11 protein-coding genes are annotated in these 18,203 nt (G+C 56.2%); 2 read left to right on the top strand and 9 right to left on the bottom strand.

Annotated features, from left to right (window positions below; translation table 11 throughout):
* Position 1: 1 nt before the first annotated feature.
* The 3 genes from CJ260_RS07790 to recG all read right to left on the bottom strand — a co-directional run bounded on the left by CJ260_RS07790 (position 2) and on the right by recG (position 4,366).
* Positions 2 to 733: a WecB/TagA/CpsF family glycosyltransferase gene (locus CJ260_RS07790; protein ID WP_095629785.1), complete on the bottom strand. Its 732-nt coding sequence runs from the start codon at positions 731 to 733 to the stop codon at positions 2 to 4.
* A gap of 21 nt (positions 734 to 754) precedes the next feature.
* Positions 755 to 2,212, bottom strand: a complete 1,458-nt coding sequence (guaB, locus tag CJ260_RS07795) for an IMP dehydrogenase (RefSeq protein ID WP_087477866.1) — start codon at positions 2,210 to 2,212, stop codon at positions 755 to 757.
* Between the two features lie 111 nt (positions 2,213 to 2,323).
* On the bottom strand, positions 2,324 to 4,366 hold the full coding sequence (recG, locus tag CJ260_RS07800) for an ATP-dependent DNA helicase RecG (RefSeq protein ID WP_095629786.1): 2,043 nt from the start codon (positions 4,364 to 4,366) through the stop codon (positions 2,324 to 2,326).
* Positions 4,367 to 4,501: 135 nt separating this feature from the next.
* On the opposite strand from recG, the gene rpmB reads away from it, so the two are divergent.
* Complete coding sequence (gene rpmB, locus CJ260_RS07805) at positions 4,502 to 4,693, top strand: 50S ribosomal protein L28 (RefSeq protein ID WP_087477868.1); 192 nt, start codon at positions 4,502 to 4,504, stop codon at positions 4,691 to 4,693.
* A gap of 58 nt (positions 4,694 to 4,751) precedes the next feature.
* Here the strand turns inward: rpmB and CJ260_RS07810 are convergent, their stop codons facing one another.
* The 6 genes from CJ260_RS07810 to ppsA form a co-directional block, all read right to left on the bottom strand.
* Positions 4,752 to 5,837, bottom strand: a complete 1,086-nt coding sequence (locus CJ260_RS07810) for a flavodoxin family protein (RefSeq protein WP_095629787.1) — start codon at positions 5,835 to 5,837, stop codon at positions 4,752 to 4,754.
* A gap of 14 nt (positions 5,838 to 5,851) precedes the next feature.
* Positions 5,852 to 6,838 carry a lactate dehydrogenase gene (locus tag CJ260_RS07815; RefSeq protein ID WP_095629788.1) on the bottom strand — a complete coding sequence of 329 codons (987 nt, stop codon included), beginning with the start codon at positions 6,836 to 6,838 and terminating at the stop codon, positions 5,852 to 5,854.
* A gap of 1 nt (position 6,839) precedes the next feature.
* Positions 6,840 to 11,717: a phosphohydrolase gene (locus CJ260_RS07820; protein WP_095629789.1), complete on the bottom strand. Its 4,878-nt coding sequence runs from the start codon at positions 11,715 to 11,717 to the stop codon at positions 6,840 to 6,842.
* A 65-nt stretch (positions 11,718 to 11,782) separates the two neighbouring features.
* Positions 11,783 to 12,604: a pyruvate, water dikinase regulatory protein gene (locus CJ260_RS07825; protein ID WP_087477872.1), complete on the bottom strand. Its 822-nt coding sequence runs from the start codon at positions 12,602 to 12,604 to the stop codon at positions 11,783 to 11,785.
* 1 nt (position 12,605) lies between these two features.
* A complete protein-coding gene (locus CJ260_RS07830) occupies positions 12,606 to 13,247 on the bottom strand; it encodes a helix-turn-helix transcriptional regulator (protein ID WP_087477873.1) in 642 nt (213 codons plus the stop codon).
* Between the two features lie 126 nt (positions 13,248 to 13,373).
* Positions 13,374 to 15,773 carry a phosphoenolpyruvate synthase gene (gene ppsA, locus CJ260_RS07835; protein ID WP_087477874.1) on the bottom strand — a complete coding sequence of 800 codons (2,400 nt, stop codon included), beginning with the start codon at positions 15,771 to 15,773 and terminating at the stop codon, positions 13,374 to 13,376.
* A gap of 344 nt (positions 15,774 to 16,117) precedes the next feature.
* Here ppsA and CJ260_RS07840 point away from each other — a divergent pair, with 344 nt between their 5' ends.
* Positions 16,118 to 18,181, top strand: coding sequence for a transglycosylase domain-containing protein (locus tag CJ260_RS07840; RefSeq protein WP_095629790.1), 2,064 nt, complete (start codon positions 16,118 to 16,120; stop codon positions 18,179 to 18,181).
* Positions 18,182 to 18,203: the final 22 nt, after the last annotated feature.

Genomic DNA, 18,203 nt, shown 5'->3' on the forward strand with positions numbered 1-18,203 from the left:
ATCACTTTGCACCTTTGTCCCGTTTTACGGCGGCGACAAACTGAGGCAAAGCCATCATGCGTTTGATTCTGGTCGGCTCCTTCAGCAGCCGGTAAAGCCATTCCAGGCGGTGCTCCTGCATCCACTTCGGAGCCCGGTCGAGACGGCCAGACAGCACGTCCAGGGAACCGCCGACGCCCATGCAGACGCAGGGTCCCAGCTCATACAGGTGGTCGCGTATCCATTTTTCCTGCTTGGGGACGCCCAGGGCGACAAACAGGAGCTGCGTGCCGCCTGAACGGATTTCCTCAATGATCTGCTTTTCTTCCTCGTCGGTAAAAAATCCCGAATGGGTGCCTACGATATGCAGCTTGCCTACCTGTTTTTCCAAATTGGCCGCCGCGTCCCTGGCGACGCCTTCGGCTCCGCCGAAAAAGTACACCGGCGTCTGCCGCAGCGCCGCTTCGCCGACGAGACGGCAGGCCAAATCGATGCCGGCGACCCGCTCCTTAAACTGCTTCCCTATCTGCTCGGCAGCCCACAGCACGCCGGCCCCGTCAGGAACGACTAAGTCCGCGTGCCGCAGGATGTCTGCCAGTTCTTCATCTGACTGCGCTCTCATGACCATCTCCGCATTGGCCGTCGCGATAGAAGCCGCCCTGCCTTCTTCGATGCATTTAAAGGCAAAGGCGCAGGCTTCTTCCTTCGTGACGTTTCCAATGGGGACGGACAGGATATGTATCGTGCTAGTCAACGTATATCCTCCACCTTGCCCTTAGTTTACGCTGTAGTTCGGCGCTTCCTTCGTAATATTGACGTCGTGGGGATGGCTTTCGCGGAGACCGGCGCTGGTAATCTGAATGAACTGCGTGTTTTCGATCATTTCCTTGATGTTGTGGCATCCGCAGTAGCCCATGGAGGCTCTCAAGCCGCCGACCATCTGGAAAATCGTATCGGCGACGGCGCCTTTATACGGCACGCGGCCTTCGATGCCTTCGGGAACGAGCTTCTTGGCGTCTTCCTGGAAGTAGCGGTCCTTGCTGCCGTGTTCCATAGCAGCCAGCGAACCCATGCCGCGGTATTCCTTGTAGCTTCTGCCCTGGTAGATGACCGTTTCGCCCGGGCTTTCTTCCGTACCGGCCAGGAGATTGCCCAGCATGACGACGTTGCCGCCTGCCGCAATCGCTTTGGCCATGTCGCCGGAGTATTTGATGCCGCCGTCGGCGATGATGGGAATGCCGTAGCGCTGTGCAACTTTAGCGCATTCGTATACGGCGGAAATCTGGGGAACGCCGATGCCGGCGATGATGCGGGTCGTGCAGATGGAGCCGGGCCCGATGCCTACCTTAACGGCGTCTACGCCGCATTCGATGAGGGCTTCCGTAGCGGCGCCCGTAGCGACGTTGCCGGCAATGACCGGGAGATGGGGATAGGCTTTTTTAATTTCCTTCAAGGTCTTCAATACGCCTTCCGAATGGCCGTGAGCCGTATCGATGACGACGACGTCGACCTTCGCGGCTACGAGGGCATCCAGGCGGTCTATCATGTCGTGGGAAACGCCGACAGCTGCGGCGGCCAGCAGGCGGCCGTTGGAATCCTTCGCCGAATTCGGGTATTTCGTAGCTTTTTCAATATCTTTAATCGTAATCAGGCCCTGCAGATTGCCGTCCTTATCAACTAAGGGCAGCTTTTCAATGCGATGCTGGCGCAGGATGGCCTTCGCATCAGCCAAGGACGTGCCGACAGGAGCCGTGACCAGGTTTTCCTTCGTCATAATATCGCCGATGCGGCGGCTCATGTCTTCTTCAAAGCGCATGTCGCGGTTGGTGATGATGCCGACTAATTTGCCGTCAACCGTAATAGGAACACCGGAAATCTTGTACTTGCCCATCAATTCGTTGGCGTCGGCCAGCAAATTATCGGGATGCAGGAAAATGGGGTCGATAATGATGCCGTGTTCGGAGCGCTTTACCTTGTCGACTTCGCGCGCCTGAGCGGCAATAGACATATTTTTATGGATAACGCCGATGCCGCCTTCACGGGCGATTGCAATCGCCATGGGGGCTTCCGTAACCGTATCCATGCCAGCGCTCATCATAGGGATATTCAGTTTGATATCTTTCGTCAGATTCGTCGATACGTCTACCTGGTACGGCAGCACGTCGGATTTCGCCGGTACCAGCAAAACATCATCAAAAGTTAAACCTTTCATACCAAATTTATCAGATCTCATCTTTGCACCTCTGTTTTGAAAAATATAAAAACCTAGGGAAATACCCCTAAATAGCTTATCCTTTATTATAGCCGATAAGATGTCATCTGTACATATTTTCATGACATTTTCTTAGTTATTTAGCAAACCTTGAAAACGCGTTCCGAACCGCCGCTCCAGAGCCGCGTAAATCGTCTCTTCGTCGACGGGGCCCTTCAAATAGTCTGCCGCCTTGTCCCTGGCGGCCGTCAGCAGCGAAATATCGCGGACGATATCGGCGGCCTTCAAATCGGGCAGCCCGTGCTGGGCGTACCCGAACAGCCGCCCTGCGCCGCGCAGGAGCAAATCCTTTTCCGCCAGCTCGAAGCCGTCGTGTATTTTTTCCATCCACTGCAGGCGCTGCCGCGTCTCTTCGCTTCCGCCTTTGGACAGCAGGATACAGTACGCCTGCTGGCTGCCGCGGCCGACGCGGCCCCGCAGCTGATGGAGCTGGGCCAGGCCGAACCGCTCCGCCCCGTCGATCAGCATGACCGTCGCGTTGGGCACGTTGACGCCCACTTCGATGACGCTCGTCGCCACGAGCAGGGATATACGGCCGTCCTGAAAGTCCTCCATAACGGCGGCCTTTTCCTTGCCGGTCATGCGGCCGTGGACGAGGCCGCACGGCCTGTTTTTAAAGACCGTCGCACGCAGTTCTTCATACAAAGCCGTCGCCGCCTGCAAATCTACCGTTTCCGACTCTTCTACGAGGGGGCACACTACGTAGCACTGCTGCCCCTGGGCCATGAGCTTTTCCATAAAAGCGTATACGCGGCGGCGCATCGCCTCGCCGACGGCGTAGGTTTTGACGACCTTGCGGCCTGGAGGCATTTCCCGTATGGACGATACGTCCAAGTCGCCGTATACAGACAAGGCCAGGGTCCGCGGAATGGGCGTCGCCGTCATGAACAGCGCGTGGGGAGCCCGGCCCTTTCCCTGCAGGGCGGCCCGCTGCCGCACGCCGAAGCGGTGCTGCTCGTCCGTCACGACGAGGCCTAAGTCGCAGAACGCGACGTCCTTCTGAATCAGCGCGTGCGTGCCGATAAGAATCTGAATGCTTCCACAACGCAGGTCTTCCAGCAAGGCGTCCCGCTCCTTGGCCGTCGTACGGCCGGTCAGCACGGCGACGCGCACGGGAAGGCCGCGAAACAGCTTGAGAAATTCCTCGTAATGCTGGATTGCCAAAATCTCCGTCGGAGCCATCAAAGCGCCCTGATATCCGTTTTCGACGATTTTCGTCAGGGCCATGGCCGCTACGACGGTTTTCCCCGAGCCCACGTCGCCCTGTACCAGCCGCTGCATAGGCACTTCGCTTTCCATATCGGCCTGTATATCTAAAAAAGCCTGCGTCTGCCCCCTGGTCAAGGAAAAGGGAAGCTGGGATATAAACTGCTTGAGCAGGCTGCCGTTCGGCCCGCATTTAATCCCCATTTGTTTTCCTTCCTGACGGCGGCGCAGCAAAAGGCCCAGCTGCATGTCGAAGAGCTCCTCGAAGGCCAGCTGCTCCCGCGCCTTGCGGCGCACTTCCATAGACGGCGGAAAATGCATGGCCTCATACGCCTGCAGCTCCGGCATGAATCCGCCGCAGACGCTTCTGCCTCCGTCCCATCCCGGCAGCAGGGAGGGACAGCGCTCCGCCTCCGCCAAGGCTTCCCTCACGGCCTTGCGCACGTCGTTCTGCCGCAGGCCGTCCGTCAGGCCGTATACGGGAACGAAGCCCTGTTCCGGCGACAGGCCGCCCTGCTCCGTTTCAGGAGAATTCATCTGCCGCCTTCCGTAGGCCCATTCGATCTTGCCAAAGGCCGCTACGTCCATACCGACGTGAAATACTTTCTTTTTAAAGGGCTGGTTGAACCAGGTCAGCTCCACGGCGCCGCTGTCGTCGGCGATGAGCACCTTCAATATAGTCATGCCCCGCCGCGGTCGCAGCTCCTGTACGCTGCGGACCGTGCCGCAGACCAATACGGGCGTCGGCGACGGCGTCGGCGCGCTGCCAATAGGCCATATGCGGCTGCGGTCCTCGTACTCCCTCGGAAAATACTGCAGCAAATCGCTGATCGTCTGAATTCCCAGCCGGGCAAACAGCGCTTCTTTCCGCGCGCCGATGCCCTTCAGCCGGCGAAGTGTCCCATCCATAAAAAAACTCCTTGTCTTTTTCTCACATTTATTGTATCATATCTTGTAGACTTTTTATAAATAAAACTTGATTTACCTTATGTTTTATGATAGGATTTATATGTTGTACTGTGATGGTGCAGGGAGGTGTAACCAATGGCAAACTATTGCGAAATTTGCGGCAAAGGAATGATGACCGGCATGAACGTCAGCCATTCCCATTTGAAAACAAAAAGAACCTGGAAACCGAACATCCAGAGAGTACGCGCTATCGTAGACGGCGAAGTAAAACGTATCAACGTCTGCACTCGCTGCCTTCGTTCCGGCAAAGTACAGCGCAATGCTTAATTTCATATAAAAAAGATGATTCCCTATCGAATCATCTTTTTTTATTGCCATTTTTCAGTTATACGCCGGCAATGCGCCCGGCCATGGCGGCTGCCCTCTCTTCCACGCCGGGACACTGCAGAATGCTGTTCGGGTCGTTTGCCGTTTCGATCTGGGCAAAGCGCGGCGGCAGGGCAAAATTCTTATTGCAGTTCATCGCGTCGATGACCTGCTCGGCTACGATGTCGCCGCCGCTGTATCCGGAAACGACGAGAGCATAGACCCTCTTCTGTGAAAAGGATGCGAAGTCCTTGCGGAACAAGGCCGTAAGTCGGTTGAAGAAAGCCGTAATATTGGCGCTCACGGCGTCGTTGTAATTGGGGCAAATCAGGACGACGACATCGCCGGCGCGAATGGCCGGATAGACCCGTTCGACGATGACGCCGCCGTAAAAGCATTCGCCCTTTTCACCGAAATGGCGGCACGCCTCGTAGCTGCAGCCCCGGCAGTCGACGACGGCTCCGTTGCGCAGGGAAATTTCTTCTACGTCTACGTCTGCAGGCAGCTTCTTCCGTATCATTTCCCACAGCAGCAGCGTATTCGACGTCTTGCGGCTGCTGGCGTGGAGCACGACGACGCGGCGCGCCGGACGGCGTCCCCGAGAAAGCTCTGCGGCAAAGGCCGTCGTCTTGCGTACCAGACAGGCCGCGCTTTCTTTATAGGCCTGCAGGTTCGTCGCGTCCAGCAGCATGGCCTGCGTATTAAAATTATACAGAGAGCCCGTCGCTTCGACGAGGGGCTTCCCCGGAAAGGCACAGCCAGCCTGATTTGCCATGAAAATCAGCTCGCGGCCTATTTTTTTTGTAAATAATTCGCCCGGCCCGTCGACGAGAACCGCGCCGGCCCAGCCGTCCAGACAGTCGGCCTGAAGGGCCAACGCCGAAATCAGCTGCGCGTGTTCGCAGCTGAAGCCGCCGGCAGGCAGGGCCACGGCAAACAGCACGGCCCGGCCCGCCGGCAGGGCGGCAGCGGAACGGCAGACCTCGGCAAAGGCCGCGCCGTCGACGGCACGGTATTCCAATCCATGCAAAGCATAGGTCAGTACGCTTTCTAACCGGCTCGTATCGGCGCATTCGCGCCAGCCGATCTTCACGACTGTCAACATGCTTCATTCCCCCTTTACACCAGGCGGCACAGATTGATATACGCCGTTTTCAGCCGCTCGTACAGGGCGTCGCAGACGGCTGCGTCTTCATATACGATGCCGTCCCGGGTCATCTGATTCCGGATGCCGAAAAACGCGCCGGCCCCTTCGTCGCCCAAATACACGGAGCCGTAATGCCACTGCTCCCGCAGGGTCAGGAGGATCGATAAGGCCGCCGACGACAAGGCCGGAGCAATGTACGGCTTATAGCCCAATTCGCGGACGGCCATGTTGGCTCCGATGACCAGGTCGGTCAGGGCGCGGGAACGCTCGTCGTCGTAGTCTGTCAGGCTGTCGGCCAGCACCAAGTCCCCGCCGTGAGGCCCGAAGGCCCGCCCTTCGGTCAGGTAGGAGCGGAATTCTTCGCGGCGTTCCGCATAGTAGCAGGCCCGGGCGTTCATGACGCCTAAGCCGTAGCCCTGTACCTGCGCCGGCCTGAGCCCCGACGCCATCCAAAAGGCCTTGCACAACGGGTCTACCGGGTCGGACACGATGCAGGCCAGGCCGGCAAATTTCGCCGCCTTGGCCAGTTCGGCAAAATGGCGTACCAATTCTGTATTCGCCGCCAGCTGGGCCATGCGCACGTCGCCCTGGGCGCCGACAGGCGGCACGCCCTTGCTGGCGCAGAAGACGAATACGTCGCAGTCAAACAGCGCTTCTTCCCCGACGGCGTACACGGGAGGCAGCGACGGCATGCCGCTTCCCTCCCAATCGGCGAAGGGATATCGAATCTGATTGATTTCCATTTCCAGCCGCCTGATATTTTGTTCATTAATATCGCAGATGCCGATGGATTCGACGACGCCGGCACCCAAAAGGCGCAGGCCGATGAGCATGGTCATGCCCACGTCTCCCAAGGCCAAAATATGAACTCTATACGTTTGCTTCCCCAAGGGGCTGCCCGTCAGCGGCAAGGGCGACGTCACCGCCGCCTCGCCGGGCAATTCATGAATATACCGCACCTTATCGTCCTTCCCTTCCAGCGGCGCTCCGCATCAGATCTTCTTCCATGGAGCCTTCCTTCCACTGCATGCGCAGGAGCCGCTCAATATCGTTTTCAATGAACCGGGTCGGGTCCATGTTTTCATCGAATTTTACGCCCACGTCGATGTCGGGAATCCGGGGATACGTAAAGACCTCGCCGAGGCGCTTCAGCGTCAGGCGGCGTTCGTACGTTTCCTGATAGACGTCCTGCAATACCCGCATGATGTGGGCGGCGTTCTGCAGGCACGTCAGGGAATACCAGTAATGAGCCAGGAAATCGCCGCGGCTGACAAACTCGGGATTGACGTAGGGCAGGATCAGGTTGATAGCCGGGTTGCTGTCGTAGCCGCTGTAGTTGTGGGCGTTGTCGATGCTGTCGCCGCCGATATAAGGGTAGCAGTCCTTTTCGTTGAGCCAGACTTCCAGCGTCGGCAGGAAATAGGCGCTTTCGGCCTTCATGTTCTTTTCGACCATCATGTCCATGGCCTGCCCGGTCATGACGCCGACGAGGACCTCTTTGACTTCGATGTCGCACTTGTCCAGGTACGGCGTGAGCATCCGCATGCGGTGGCCCTTGTGCAGCAAGTCGTCGATGAGGATGACCGGCCTGTCAAAGGACTTGATCGTCCGGACCTGATTTTCCACAGGCGAATAATGATGTGATTCGGCCAGGGTAAATTCCTTGACGTACCGGTCGAAGTACTTGCCGATGTGCAGGCTCTTCGTCACCGTATTGGGCACCAGGACGTTGCTCAGGGCCTTGCCGAAGGGCACGGACATATAGGGGCCGCGCCGTTTTTTCTTGTCCTCGACAGTAGAGACGCCGTTGATTTCGGCGACCTTGTTGATGATCTTGTTGTGGAAGGAGCTCATGTTAAAGGACAGGAGCAGTTTGCCCGGGTAAATCAGCTTGAGCACGGCCAGCAAGTTGTTGTGGGCTTCGTGCAGGGCTTCGCGGACGAGAGGATTCTTGTTGAAGGGGTTTTTGATGACCGTTTCGACGTCCTTAAACAAGACGATAGGCGACTTCATATCTACGACGTACAGGGGATGCTCGCTGCCTTCCGGCGCGATGTTGACGAAGCCCTGCAGCTCGAGGGCGTCGATGATTTCGGCGTCGTAGCCCGCTTCGTCTACAGGACGGTACACGGCGTAGGCAAAGTCGCGGGAAATGAGCTCCGTCAGAATTTCCGTAATGGTAATCTGGGCCACGTTGTCGATAGTCGACGTGTCGTCGGCGTAGAAGAAGCCAATGCAGGCGATGCTGCCGCCGGCGGCGTTGCGGATATGCGAGGCCAGCTGGGAATCGCCGATTTCCTTCAGCAAATCCCGCGTGCCGATGCGGTGGGCCGCGGCATAGGCGATCATCGTCCGTTCCTGCCGGGCGTCGTCGACGTACAGAGTCCGCACGGTTTCCCGCTCGATGTACTTGTCGAGGATATCCATGTTGTACCCCTTATTCCACAGCTTGTTGCAGATCGGCCACAGGCTTTCGGCGCCGCGGGGCTTAAAGGCGCCGATGCCCAGCTCCCGCGCTTCCAGGACGTGCTTATAGGCCGGTTCGCGCAGGTACATGTTGTTGTCGTAAATGAAATTCTGGGCTACGGCGTCGATGAGGTTGGATATGTCGCGATTCAGGTCGATGTTTTCGCGGATCTTCGTCGAGCTGATATCTTCGTAGAATTTGTCGAGAGTCAAATACACGACCTTTCCCGTAATGCCGTGGCCGCCGTCGTCGTGGTCCCGCCCTTCATTTTCCCTCGTCTCGCGGGCGAAGGCGATATGGTTTACCGTATGGATGGAATCCTTCGTCGGCGCGGCCTTGTAAGCCGAAGCGTTTTCGATGACGTCGGTCCCGACGGCGATGTACAGGTCCTTCTTGGCAAAAATCGCCTTCAGCCGGGCTACGTCCTTCGGATTGGCAATGTTGACGGGAATATCGTCGGGGAAGGGATACATGTCCTCTTCGTCGGCGACGGACATATTCATGATCTTGCGCCGCATGAGGCGGGGCTGGGTATGCTTGGACCAGGAAAATTCATCGAGGGCCAGATATACGTCGAAGCCCAGGTCGCGAATCTTGCAGGCCACGGCCTTATGCCCCAGGCTGAAGGGGTCGAAGGTCCCCGGGTAGAAGCAGGCCTTGCGGGCCGGCGGGAAGGAAAAGGCGCCGTTCTGGAACTCATGATGGCCGATATAGCGGTAAATATGATTCAGGACGGCGGCGTTGCTGTAGAAGTCCAGAACACCTTCGGGATTTTCGTCGAGCAGAACCAGGAGCTTTTTGTAGCAGTGCAGGAATAAAAAGTCCTTCTGCTCCATGGCCATGACCGGGCTGTGAAAGACAAACTTCCCGATATCGCGGAAGGCGTCGCGGCTCAGCTCGTCGTCGTAGTGGGCGTAAGCCTTGATCATGATGTACAGCAGGCGGCGCTGACGCCGTTCGTTGACGTCCCCGTCGTCTCCGAACTCCTCGGCAAATTCGGAGAAGTTTTCCAAAATGACGCCGACGGTGTTGACGATAGACGATGCCAGCTGAATGTTGACCGTCAAAATCTGCGACGAAATCGTATTGATAAATTCGTCAAATTCCTGCGGCGGCAGCTTCAGAATCATGCGGCCCAGGAATTCCGGCACGTACTTCGATATCTGGGGATCGCCGATTTCCAGGCCGTTGAACAGTTCGACGGCCAGCTCATTGCGCTGCGAGTACGTCATGTTGGCAGCGATGCGCAGCAGGCTTTCCCCTGCCGCCTGGCGGACAAAGATGGACTCGCTGATTTTCAGAAGGTTCGTCAGATGCATGCCCAGATGCATGACGTCGCCCTTGTCGCACGTATCGTCCATATACCGCATCATCAGCTCTATATTGGCGACCTTGATGCCCCAGTGGGTCCCCATCTTCAAGTCGATGAGGAACAGGCTGCCTTCATGCTCGGAAAAGGCCTTTTTATCGGCAGGCAAATTCATCACCGCCAGGAGGTCGTCGTAATATTGTTCCTCCGTATATCCGTCATAGAGGCAGCGCTTCGTGTTCAGGGCGGCGACGCGCAGGTTCTGGGAGGAAGACTGCAGGGCCGTTTCCACGAAGGGGTGGACCGCCGTCATAAATTCCCCGGGAATGTCGCTGCGCTTCATGTCGTCCAGGACTTTCAGGAGCATGATGTACCGCTCTTCCGGATAATTGCGGCGCTCGAAATACTTGGCCATCACGCGGATGTAATCGCCGCGGTCTTTCGCCGGGCAGGAATCCAGTACGGCTTCGACGAAGCTGCTCAGGCAATAGCCGATCCACAGCTTGTGCTGCTCCGTAAACCGCATTTCCGGATAGATGATCATGTCCAGATACTGATCAAACAGGGACAGGCTCGTGACGACCTTATGGGGAAGGGACACGCCCTCAGGCAGCTCCTTTGTGTATTTTTCGTTGAAATTAGCGACAATGCGCCCCATGAGGGCCGCCGACTGGAAGCGGATGTCCCCTTCTTTATGAGACAGCAGCTCGTACAGGAATTTCAGCGTCATGACCTTTTGATGCTCTGTCATGTACGTCGAGTACTCTTCGAAAATGCCGATATAGGTGCGGACGTTTTTCCACAGCTGCTCGCTGCGGGCCGCTTCGATGAGGTTGCCGAAATCGCTGTCGTCGCGGAAGATACTCATGAGGCGGATGTTGTGGGCAATGGCCGCGTACTTCAGCTGTTCGACGACTTCTCCCTCCGCCAGGAGCACCATTTCCCGCGGCTCTGGAACGTCGGGCTGGACGTGGTCCCGCGAAAGGTCGGCCGGCAGCTCGACGACGCCCTTTTCCCGCATGAACGACTCGAAATCGGCCAGCTTGGCGTATACCTTCTGGTACCGGTGGCGCTTCGCCTCGTCTACGTTATCCAATTTTCCTAAAATGACGTCGAAGGCTTCCTTCAGAGTATAGAAATGAACGACTTCCCTGCCCTGGGCGTCGCGGCTACTCTTGACCCGGAAATCGGCGTAGATGAGCAGCAGCGATTCGACGGAAAGATTTTCCAGCTCCAAATCCCAGACGGAATGGTTAGCCGCGATGTGTCCGATGCCGGACAAGCCGACGCGGCGGCAGCAGGCGTCGGTATAGTAATAGTGCAGGTAGGGCACGCGCTTTTCTTCGTTTTTCTTGCAGCCGTATTTCCCCAGGTCATGGCACAGAGCCGCGCCGGAAATGAGGGCCAGGTCGACGGGCTCGCCGAGGAAGGCCAGCTGACGCGCCGCATGCAGGGCGACGTAATGGACGCCGGCAATATGGCCCAGCGTGTTGAAGGGGGAAATTTCCGAGCCGATGCGCATGAATTCATAGATATACTGATCTTCCAGCATCTTGATCATGTGCAGGTATTCCCGCGTATAGCCCTGCTTCATAATTTCTTCATCGTCGAGAAAATCGAAATCGACGGTCGGGTCAAAGGGCAGCACGGCCCGTTCGTACTGATACAATCCGTGCAGCAGCTGCATGAGCACGAGGCGCCCCAGGCGGAATTCGCCGTCGCCGCTGTGCGCTACGGGCTTGCCGTCCCAGCCTTCCCACTGAGCCGCCGTAATCGGAAAGAGCCTCTCTAAGACGGCGCAGTAGCAATGGGCCAGCCAGCCGCCTTCCGGCTCTTCGGCCAAACAGGATATGTACCGCCGCGCCGCCTCCAGCACTTTGGCGGAAACATACCGTCCCCGGCTGTCGCGGCACCCTTCCAATTCGCCGGCCAGCTTCATGACGCCGTTGGCCTTCATAAACGCCGGGCCGTCGCCGGGCTTCATGCCGGCAGCCTTTAAAAAGGCCGAATCAGACAAGGCCTTGTACAAAAAGGTCTTCAGGTCTAATTTTTTTTCTTCCATAACCTTCTCCTTGCTTGCAGATACGAAAAAAGACGCCGAAAATGGCGTCCTTTTTTCATGCCATTTTACTCGTGATACAACTCTTTATTGCGTTTGACGATTTCCATGACAAGATTTGCTGTTTCTTCAATTGCTTTCGACGACACGTCGATAATCGGGCAATGAAGACGGCGCATGACGTTGCGGGCATACGTCAGTTCTTCATTGATCCGCTCGATGTTGGCGTAGCTGGCGTTCGAATCGAGGCCCATGCTGCGCAGCCGTTCCGAACGGATAAAATTCAATTTAAAGGGATCGATAATGAGGCCGACGATTTTACGGGCCGGCACCTGGAATAATTCCGGAGGCAAGGCTACTTCCGGCACCAAGGGCAGGTTGGCAGCCTTGATCCGCTTATGAGCCAAATACATAGATAAGGGCGTCTTAGACGTACGGGATACGCCGACGATGACGATATCAGCCTTTAAGAAGCCCATCGGATTTTTGCCGTCGTCAAATTTGACGGCGAATTCAATCGCTTCGACGCGCTTGAAGTATTCTTCGTCGAGCTGATGAATCATGCCCGGCTTCATCGTCGGTTCCGTATGGGTCAGCGTGCCTACGCCGGCCAGCATCGGGCCGATGATGTCGACGAGGGTAACGTTCTGCGCGTTAGACAACTCCTGCAGCTTGCGCCGCAGCGTCGGGGATATAATAGTACAGCAGATCATCGCGCTGTGTTCTTTCGCCTTTTGTACGATTTCTTCGACCTGCTGTTCCGTACGAATATAGGGCATGCGCACGATATCAAATTCCTGTTTGTCGTACTGGCAGGCCGCCGCCCGGGCTACGCGTTCCGCCGTATCTCCCAGCGAGTCCGAGCAGGCGTAAATGATCGGTTTTGCCACCTTACGTTCTCCTTCCTAATCCACATTCAACAAATAACCGCGTAATGTTTGTTTTCGATATTCTTCCGACAATCTGTAAATCCTTCTTATCTTCCTCATCCGTATCGAGAACATGAACTACCGGCAGACAATCAATTTCATATTCTATCATGCGCTGCGCCGCTGCCAGCGCCTTTTCATCAGCCTGCACGTAAATGACCTTGCTGACCGGCGTCATGACCATACGCACCGGCAGAGCTCTCAAATCGTTGTTGCCCATAGCCGTCTTCAACAAATCCTTTCGGGATACGACACCGGCCAGAATATTATCCGTCGCGACAAATACCGTTCCCGCATCTTCCGTAAACATAGCGATGACCGCGTCGTAGGCGCTGGTGTGCTCGCCGACGATGACCGGCTGCGATAAACACGACTCAATGCTGATATCCATGATCTTTTGAGACAGCAAGTCCTTTTCCTTATCGCCGATAAAGAAATATCCCAGCTTTGGCCGCGCGTCTATCAGTCCCAGCATCGTCAATATCGCCAGATCGGAGCGCAGCGCTGCCCGCGTCACGTGCAGCTGGTCGGCAATGTGCTGTCCCGTAATCGGACTATGCTCCTTGACGATATTCAAAATCGTTCCCTGCCGTTCCGATAACATATTGTGGTTTCACCTCCTGATAATCGCTTATTATCATACCATATTTTACTCCAAGATGCATAAGAAAAAGGCGGACCAAAAGAAATAATTTACTCTTTTGGCGCCGCCTTTTCTCATATCATCGACTTACCATGTATAATCTTCTGTATCTGCGCGGCCTTTTCCGGTCAGGGAATCCATCAGCATACGCTGTTCGATCTGCGCGACGTTCTTGCGCGTCGATACAACGGCGTCGGGATTGACGGAAATAGAATCGATGCCGCTCTTAACGAGAAATTCCGTAAAATCAGGATATACGCTCGGCGCCTGGCCGCAGATGGAAACGGTCTTTCCATCCCGGTGAGCTACTTCGATCAAGTGGCGAATAGCCCGCTTAACGGCTAAGTTGCGTTCGTCAAACAGAGGAGCTACCGTTTCGTTATCGCGGTCGCAGCCCATGACGAGCATCGTCAGGTCGTTGGAACCGATGGAATACCCGTCGACAAACTTATTGAACTGATCCGCCAGGATGATGTTGGAAGGAATTTCAGCCATCAGCCATACTTTGAAGTCCGGTCCGCGGTGGAGTCCTTCTTCAGCCATGAGGCCGACGATCTTTTCCATTTCGTCGACGCGGCGGCAGAAGGGAACCATGACGTTCAGATTCTTGAAGCCGTATTCTTCGCGGACTTTGCGGACGGCCTGCAATTCCAGGCGGAAGGCTGCGACGTATTTCGGGTCGTAGTAGCGGGATGCGCCGCGCCAGCCTAAGAGAGCGCTGCTTTCCTGCGGTTCATACTTGTCGCCGCCCTTGAGGTTGCGGTATTCGCTGGATTTGAAATCGCTGAGGCGAAGCGTTACCGGGCGCGGAGCCAATGCCTGGCAAACCTTGCGCATGCCGTCGGCCAGCTGGTCGACGACGCGTTCGGGATGGCCGATTTCGATGAGATACAAGGGATGTTCGTGAATGAACGTCGTCCAGATGAATTCTTCGCGCATGAGGCCGATGCCGTCGCAGGGCAGCTTACCGTGTTTTTCCGCCAAGTCGGGGTTGCCCAGGTTCATGTAAATCTTCGTGCCCGTAATGGGAACCGGTTCGGACATGACGACTGTCGCCTGGCCGCCGGCCTGAGCTGCTTCTTCCTTCGGTTTTACGATATCGGCGACGGTGCCTTCGTATACGATGCCGTTCGTCGCGTCGACAGTAATATCCGCACCGTCGGGAATCGTCGTCGTCGCTTCAACGCTGCGGCTCTTCGTGCCGACGATGCAGGGGATGCCCAGCTCGCGGCTGACGATCGACGCGTGGCAGGTCATGCCGCCGGCGTCGGTGACGATGGCTCTGGCCTTCTTCATAGCCGGCACCCAGTCGGGGGCGGTCATCGTCGTAACGAGGATTTCCCCTTCCTTAAATTCTTCGATCTTCGACGGATCGAGGATGACGTGGGCTTTGCCGGCGGCGCTGCCCGGGCTGGCCGGCAGGCCCTTTACGATGACCTTGCGGTCCGTCGTCACGGCTGCAGGAGCCGCTTCGGCCTGTCCCTTTTCCTGATTTTTCTTGGACCATACCGTTTCGGGGCGGGCCTGGAGGAGCCATACCTTGTTATCCCGTTCGTCGACGCCCCATTCCATATCCATGTAGCAGCCGTAATGCTGTTCGATAGCCTTGGCGTACGTTGCCAGTTCTTTTACCTGTTCGTCCGTAATGACCTGCATCTTCTGTTCTTCTTCCGGCACGAGCTGTTCTTCGCAGTCGCCGCCGGGCTTGCGGACGAGCTTCACGGGCTTCGTATTGATCATCTTGTCCAGAATCGTCAAATCGTCCTTCTTGACGCGGAAGTTATCCGGCGTAACCGTACCCTGTACGACGTATTCGCCCAGGCCCCAGGCGCCTTCGATCGTAATCGTCGAATCGTCGCCCGTCACGAGGTCGACCGTAAACATAACGCCGGCAGCCTTGGAGAATACCATCATCTGGACGGCGGCGCTCAAGGCGACGGACAGATGGTCGAAGCCTTTCTTCGTCCGATAGTACGTAGCGCGGTCGGTAAACGTAGAGGCATAGCATTCCTTGACCTTCTGGATTACCATATCGGCGCCCTGGACGTTCAGATACGTATCCTGCTGTCCGGCAAAGCTGGCGTCGGGAAGGTCCTCTGCCGTAGCGCTGGAACGGACGGCGACAAAGGGATTGTCTTCGCCGACTTTTTTGCCCAGTTCTGCATAGCTGGCCCGAATCGCTTCGGCCAGATCAGCCGGCATATCGGCAGCGCAAATTGCTTCGCGGACAGCTGCCGTGACGCTGCGGAGCTGAATGGGGTCTTCTACATCGGTCAGGCCCTGGAGAAGTTCTTTAATCTTTTCATCCAAGCCCGTTTCGCGCATAAAATGACGGTACCCTTCGGCCGTCGTAGCGAAGCCGTAAGGTACGGGTACGCTCGTCTGCGACGTCAGTTCGCCCAGCGAAGAAGATTTCCCGCCTACGAGAGCGACGTCCTCGCGGCGCAGTTCATCAAACCATAATACAAAAGCCTTATCTCTATCCATTCCCTCTTACCTCCTAGAACAAGCAGATATGCTATTTATTTGTTTCCTTTACATTTATGGTACTTTATTTGTTAGAAAAAGTCAACACATTTTCAGTATCTATTGTACATTTCTTTTATATATTATATACTATTTGTGCGGTATTGCTTATGTAACTATCTAAAAATAGTATAATGCCCCTTCCGGCAATGATTTTCGCCCCTTTCCGGCTTTTCCCGCCGCGAAAGTCCCTTCCGATATAGGATAATGTATATAAATATGCTATAATAAGAAATTAGCAAAGATTCATTTCTGCTTATTGAAAGTTATATATTATATTTATGTTTTATAATATAGGAGGATCTATGTATACGCCTAGACGGAGAGCTAAACATGCTAAAAAATCATCAGGACCTATGCACCGTCTGCGACTCCTGATTATCTTATGCGTCGTCGTAATCGCCGGCCTGACCTTCGGCTACATTTTCGCCGCCTATCAAAGCCTGCCGACGGTAGGCAACAACATGCGGCCTGCCGTGTCGTCGCAGGTCTTCGATATTCACGGCCGCCTCGTGACGACCCTGCATTCCGACCAAAACCGCCTGCCTATCGACATCAACAAGGTGCCCCAGCATTTGCAGAACGCCTTTATCGCCGCGGAAGACAACCGCTTCTACGACCATATCGGTATCGACCCCATCGGCATCGGCCGGGCCATCGTGACGAACATTACCAGCGGCGGCATCGCCCAGGGCGGCAGCACCATTACGCAGCAGCTGGCGAAAAACGCCTTCCTGTCGCAGGAACAGACGCTGAAACGCAAAATCCAGGAAGCCATGCTGGCCCTGGAAATCGAACGGAAATACAGTAAAAAAGAAATTCTGGAAATGTACATGAACCAGATTTATTTCGGCCAGGGCGCGTACGGCATCCAGACGGCAGCCCGCACGTACTTCGACAAGGACGTCGACCAACTGAACCTCAAGCAGTGCGCTATGCTGGCCGGTCTGCCCAAGAGCCCTAATTACTACTCGCCCTTCAATAATCTGGAAGAAGCGAAAAAACGCACGAACACCGTCTTAGACCAAATGGTGAAATACGGCTATATTTCTCAGGCTGAATGTACGGAAGCGAAAAACGCCGACTTAGAATTGACGCAGATGAAGCAGACCGACGACAACGCCGATACGGCTTCCTTCGTCGACTATGTGTCGCAGCTCGTGGCCTCCAAATACGGCGACGACGCCCTGTACAAGGAAGGCCTGAAGATTTACACCACCATGGACTTGGAAAAACAGCGCGCCGCAGCGGAAGCCCTGCGCCAGCTGCCGGACAACTATAAGGACGAAAACGGCTTGACCCAGCCGCAGGGCGCCCTCGTCTCCATCGACCCGAGAAACGGCCACATCCTGGCTATGGTCGGCGGCCGCGGCCAGGACAGCTTCAACCGCGCCACCATGGCCGTCCGCCAGCCCGGTTCTGCTTTCAAGCCCTTCGTATACATGACGGCCCTGCAGCACGACATGTCGCCGTACTCGACAATGGAAGATAAGGCCATCTCGTATGGCTCGTGGAGCCCGCAGAACTCCGATATGACCTTCCGCGGCAAGATGTCCCTGGCCGACGCCCTGGCCCTTTCGGTCAACACCGTCGCCGTCCAGCTGGCTGATGAAGTCGGTCCCTCCAATATCATCGCCAACGTCAAGAAGATGGGCATTACGACGATGGAAAAGGACGACGACAACCTGGCCATGGCCTTAGGCGGCCTGACCCGGGGCGTAACGCCGCTGGAAATGGCCAGCGCCTACGGTACCTTCGCCAATAGAGGCGTCCACGTCAAACCCGTCGCCATCGTCAAGATCCTGGACCGCAACGGCAACGTCCTGGAAAACGAATCTACCCTGAATCAGGATAAAAATAAGACCCAGGTCATGTCGGAAAAAGAAGCCTATGAAATGACCTATATGCTCGAAGGCGTCATCGATCACGGCACCGGCACGGGCGCAGCCATCGGCCGGCCCGCAGCCGGCAAGACCGGCACGACGGACAACAACGTCGACGCCTGGTTCGTCGGCTATACGCCGACGATCGTCACGGCCGTCTGGATCGGCGACGACTCGGGCTCGCACAGCCTGGGCGAAGTATACGGCGGTACGATTCCGGCAGCTATCTGGCGGGATTACATGACCGTCGCCACGCAGGACGAATCGTACGAAGGCTTCGCCATCCCGGCCGGCATGGAACCGATTGCGCCGCCGCCGAAAGAAGAACCTAAACCCAAAGCGGATGACAAAAAAGACGCAGCTAAGGACAAGGGACAGAAATCGCGCGAACCGGCAGCGCAAAACGACGAATCTTCTGATACCGGCGAACGAGCCGCCGAAGAACGGGCCGTCCAGCAGGCCGCGCGCAACAACAAGGAAGAATAACATACTGGCATGCAATGCCGAG

Source organism: Megasphaera sp. ASD88 (assembly GCF_002287425.1).
Taxonomy (GTDB): domain Bacteria; phylum Bacillota; class Negativicutes; order Veillonellales; family Megasphaeraceae; genus Megasphaera; species Megasphaera stantonii.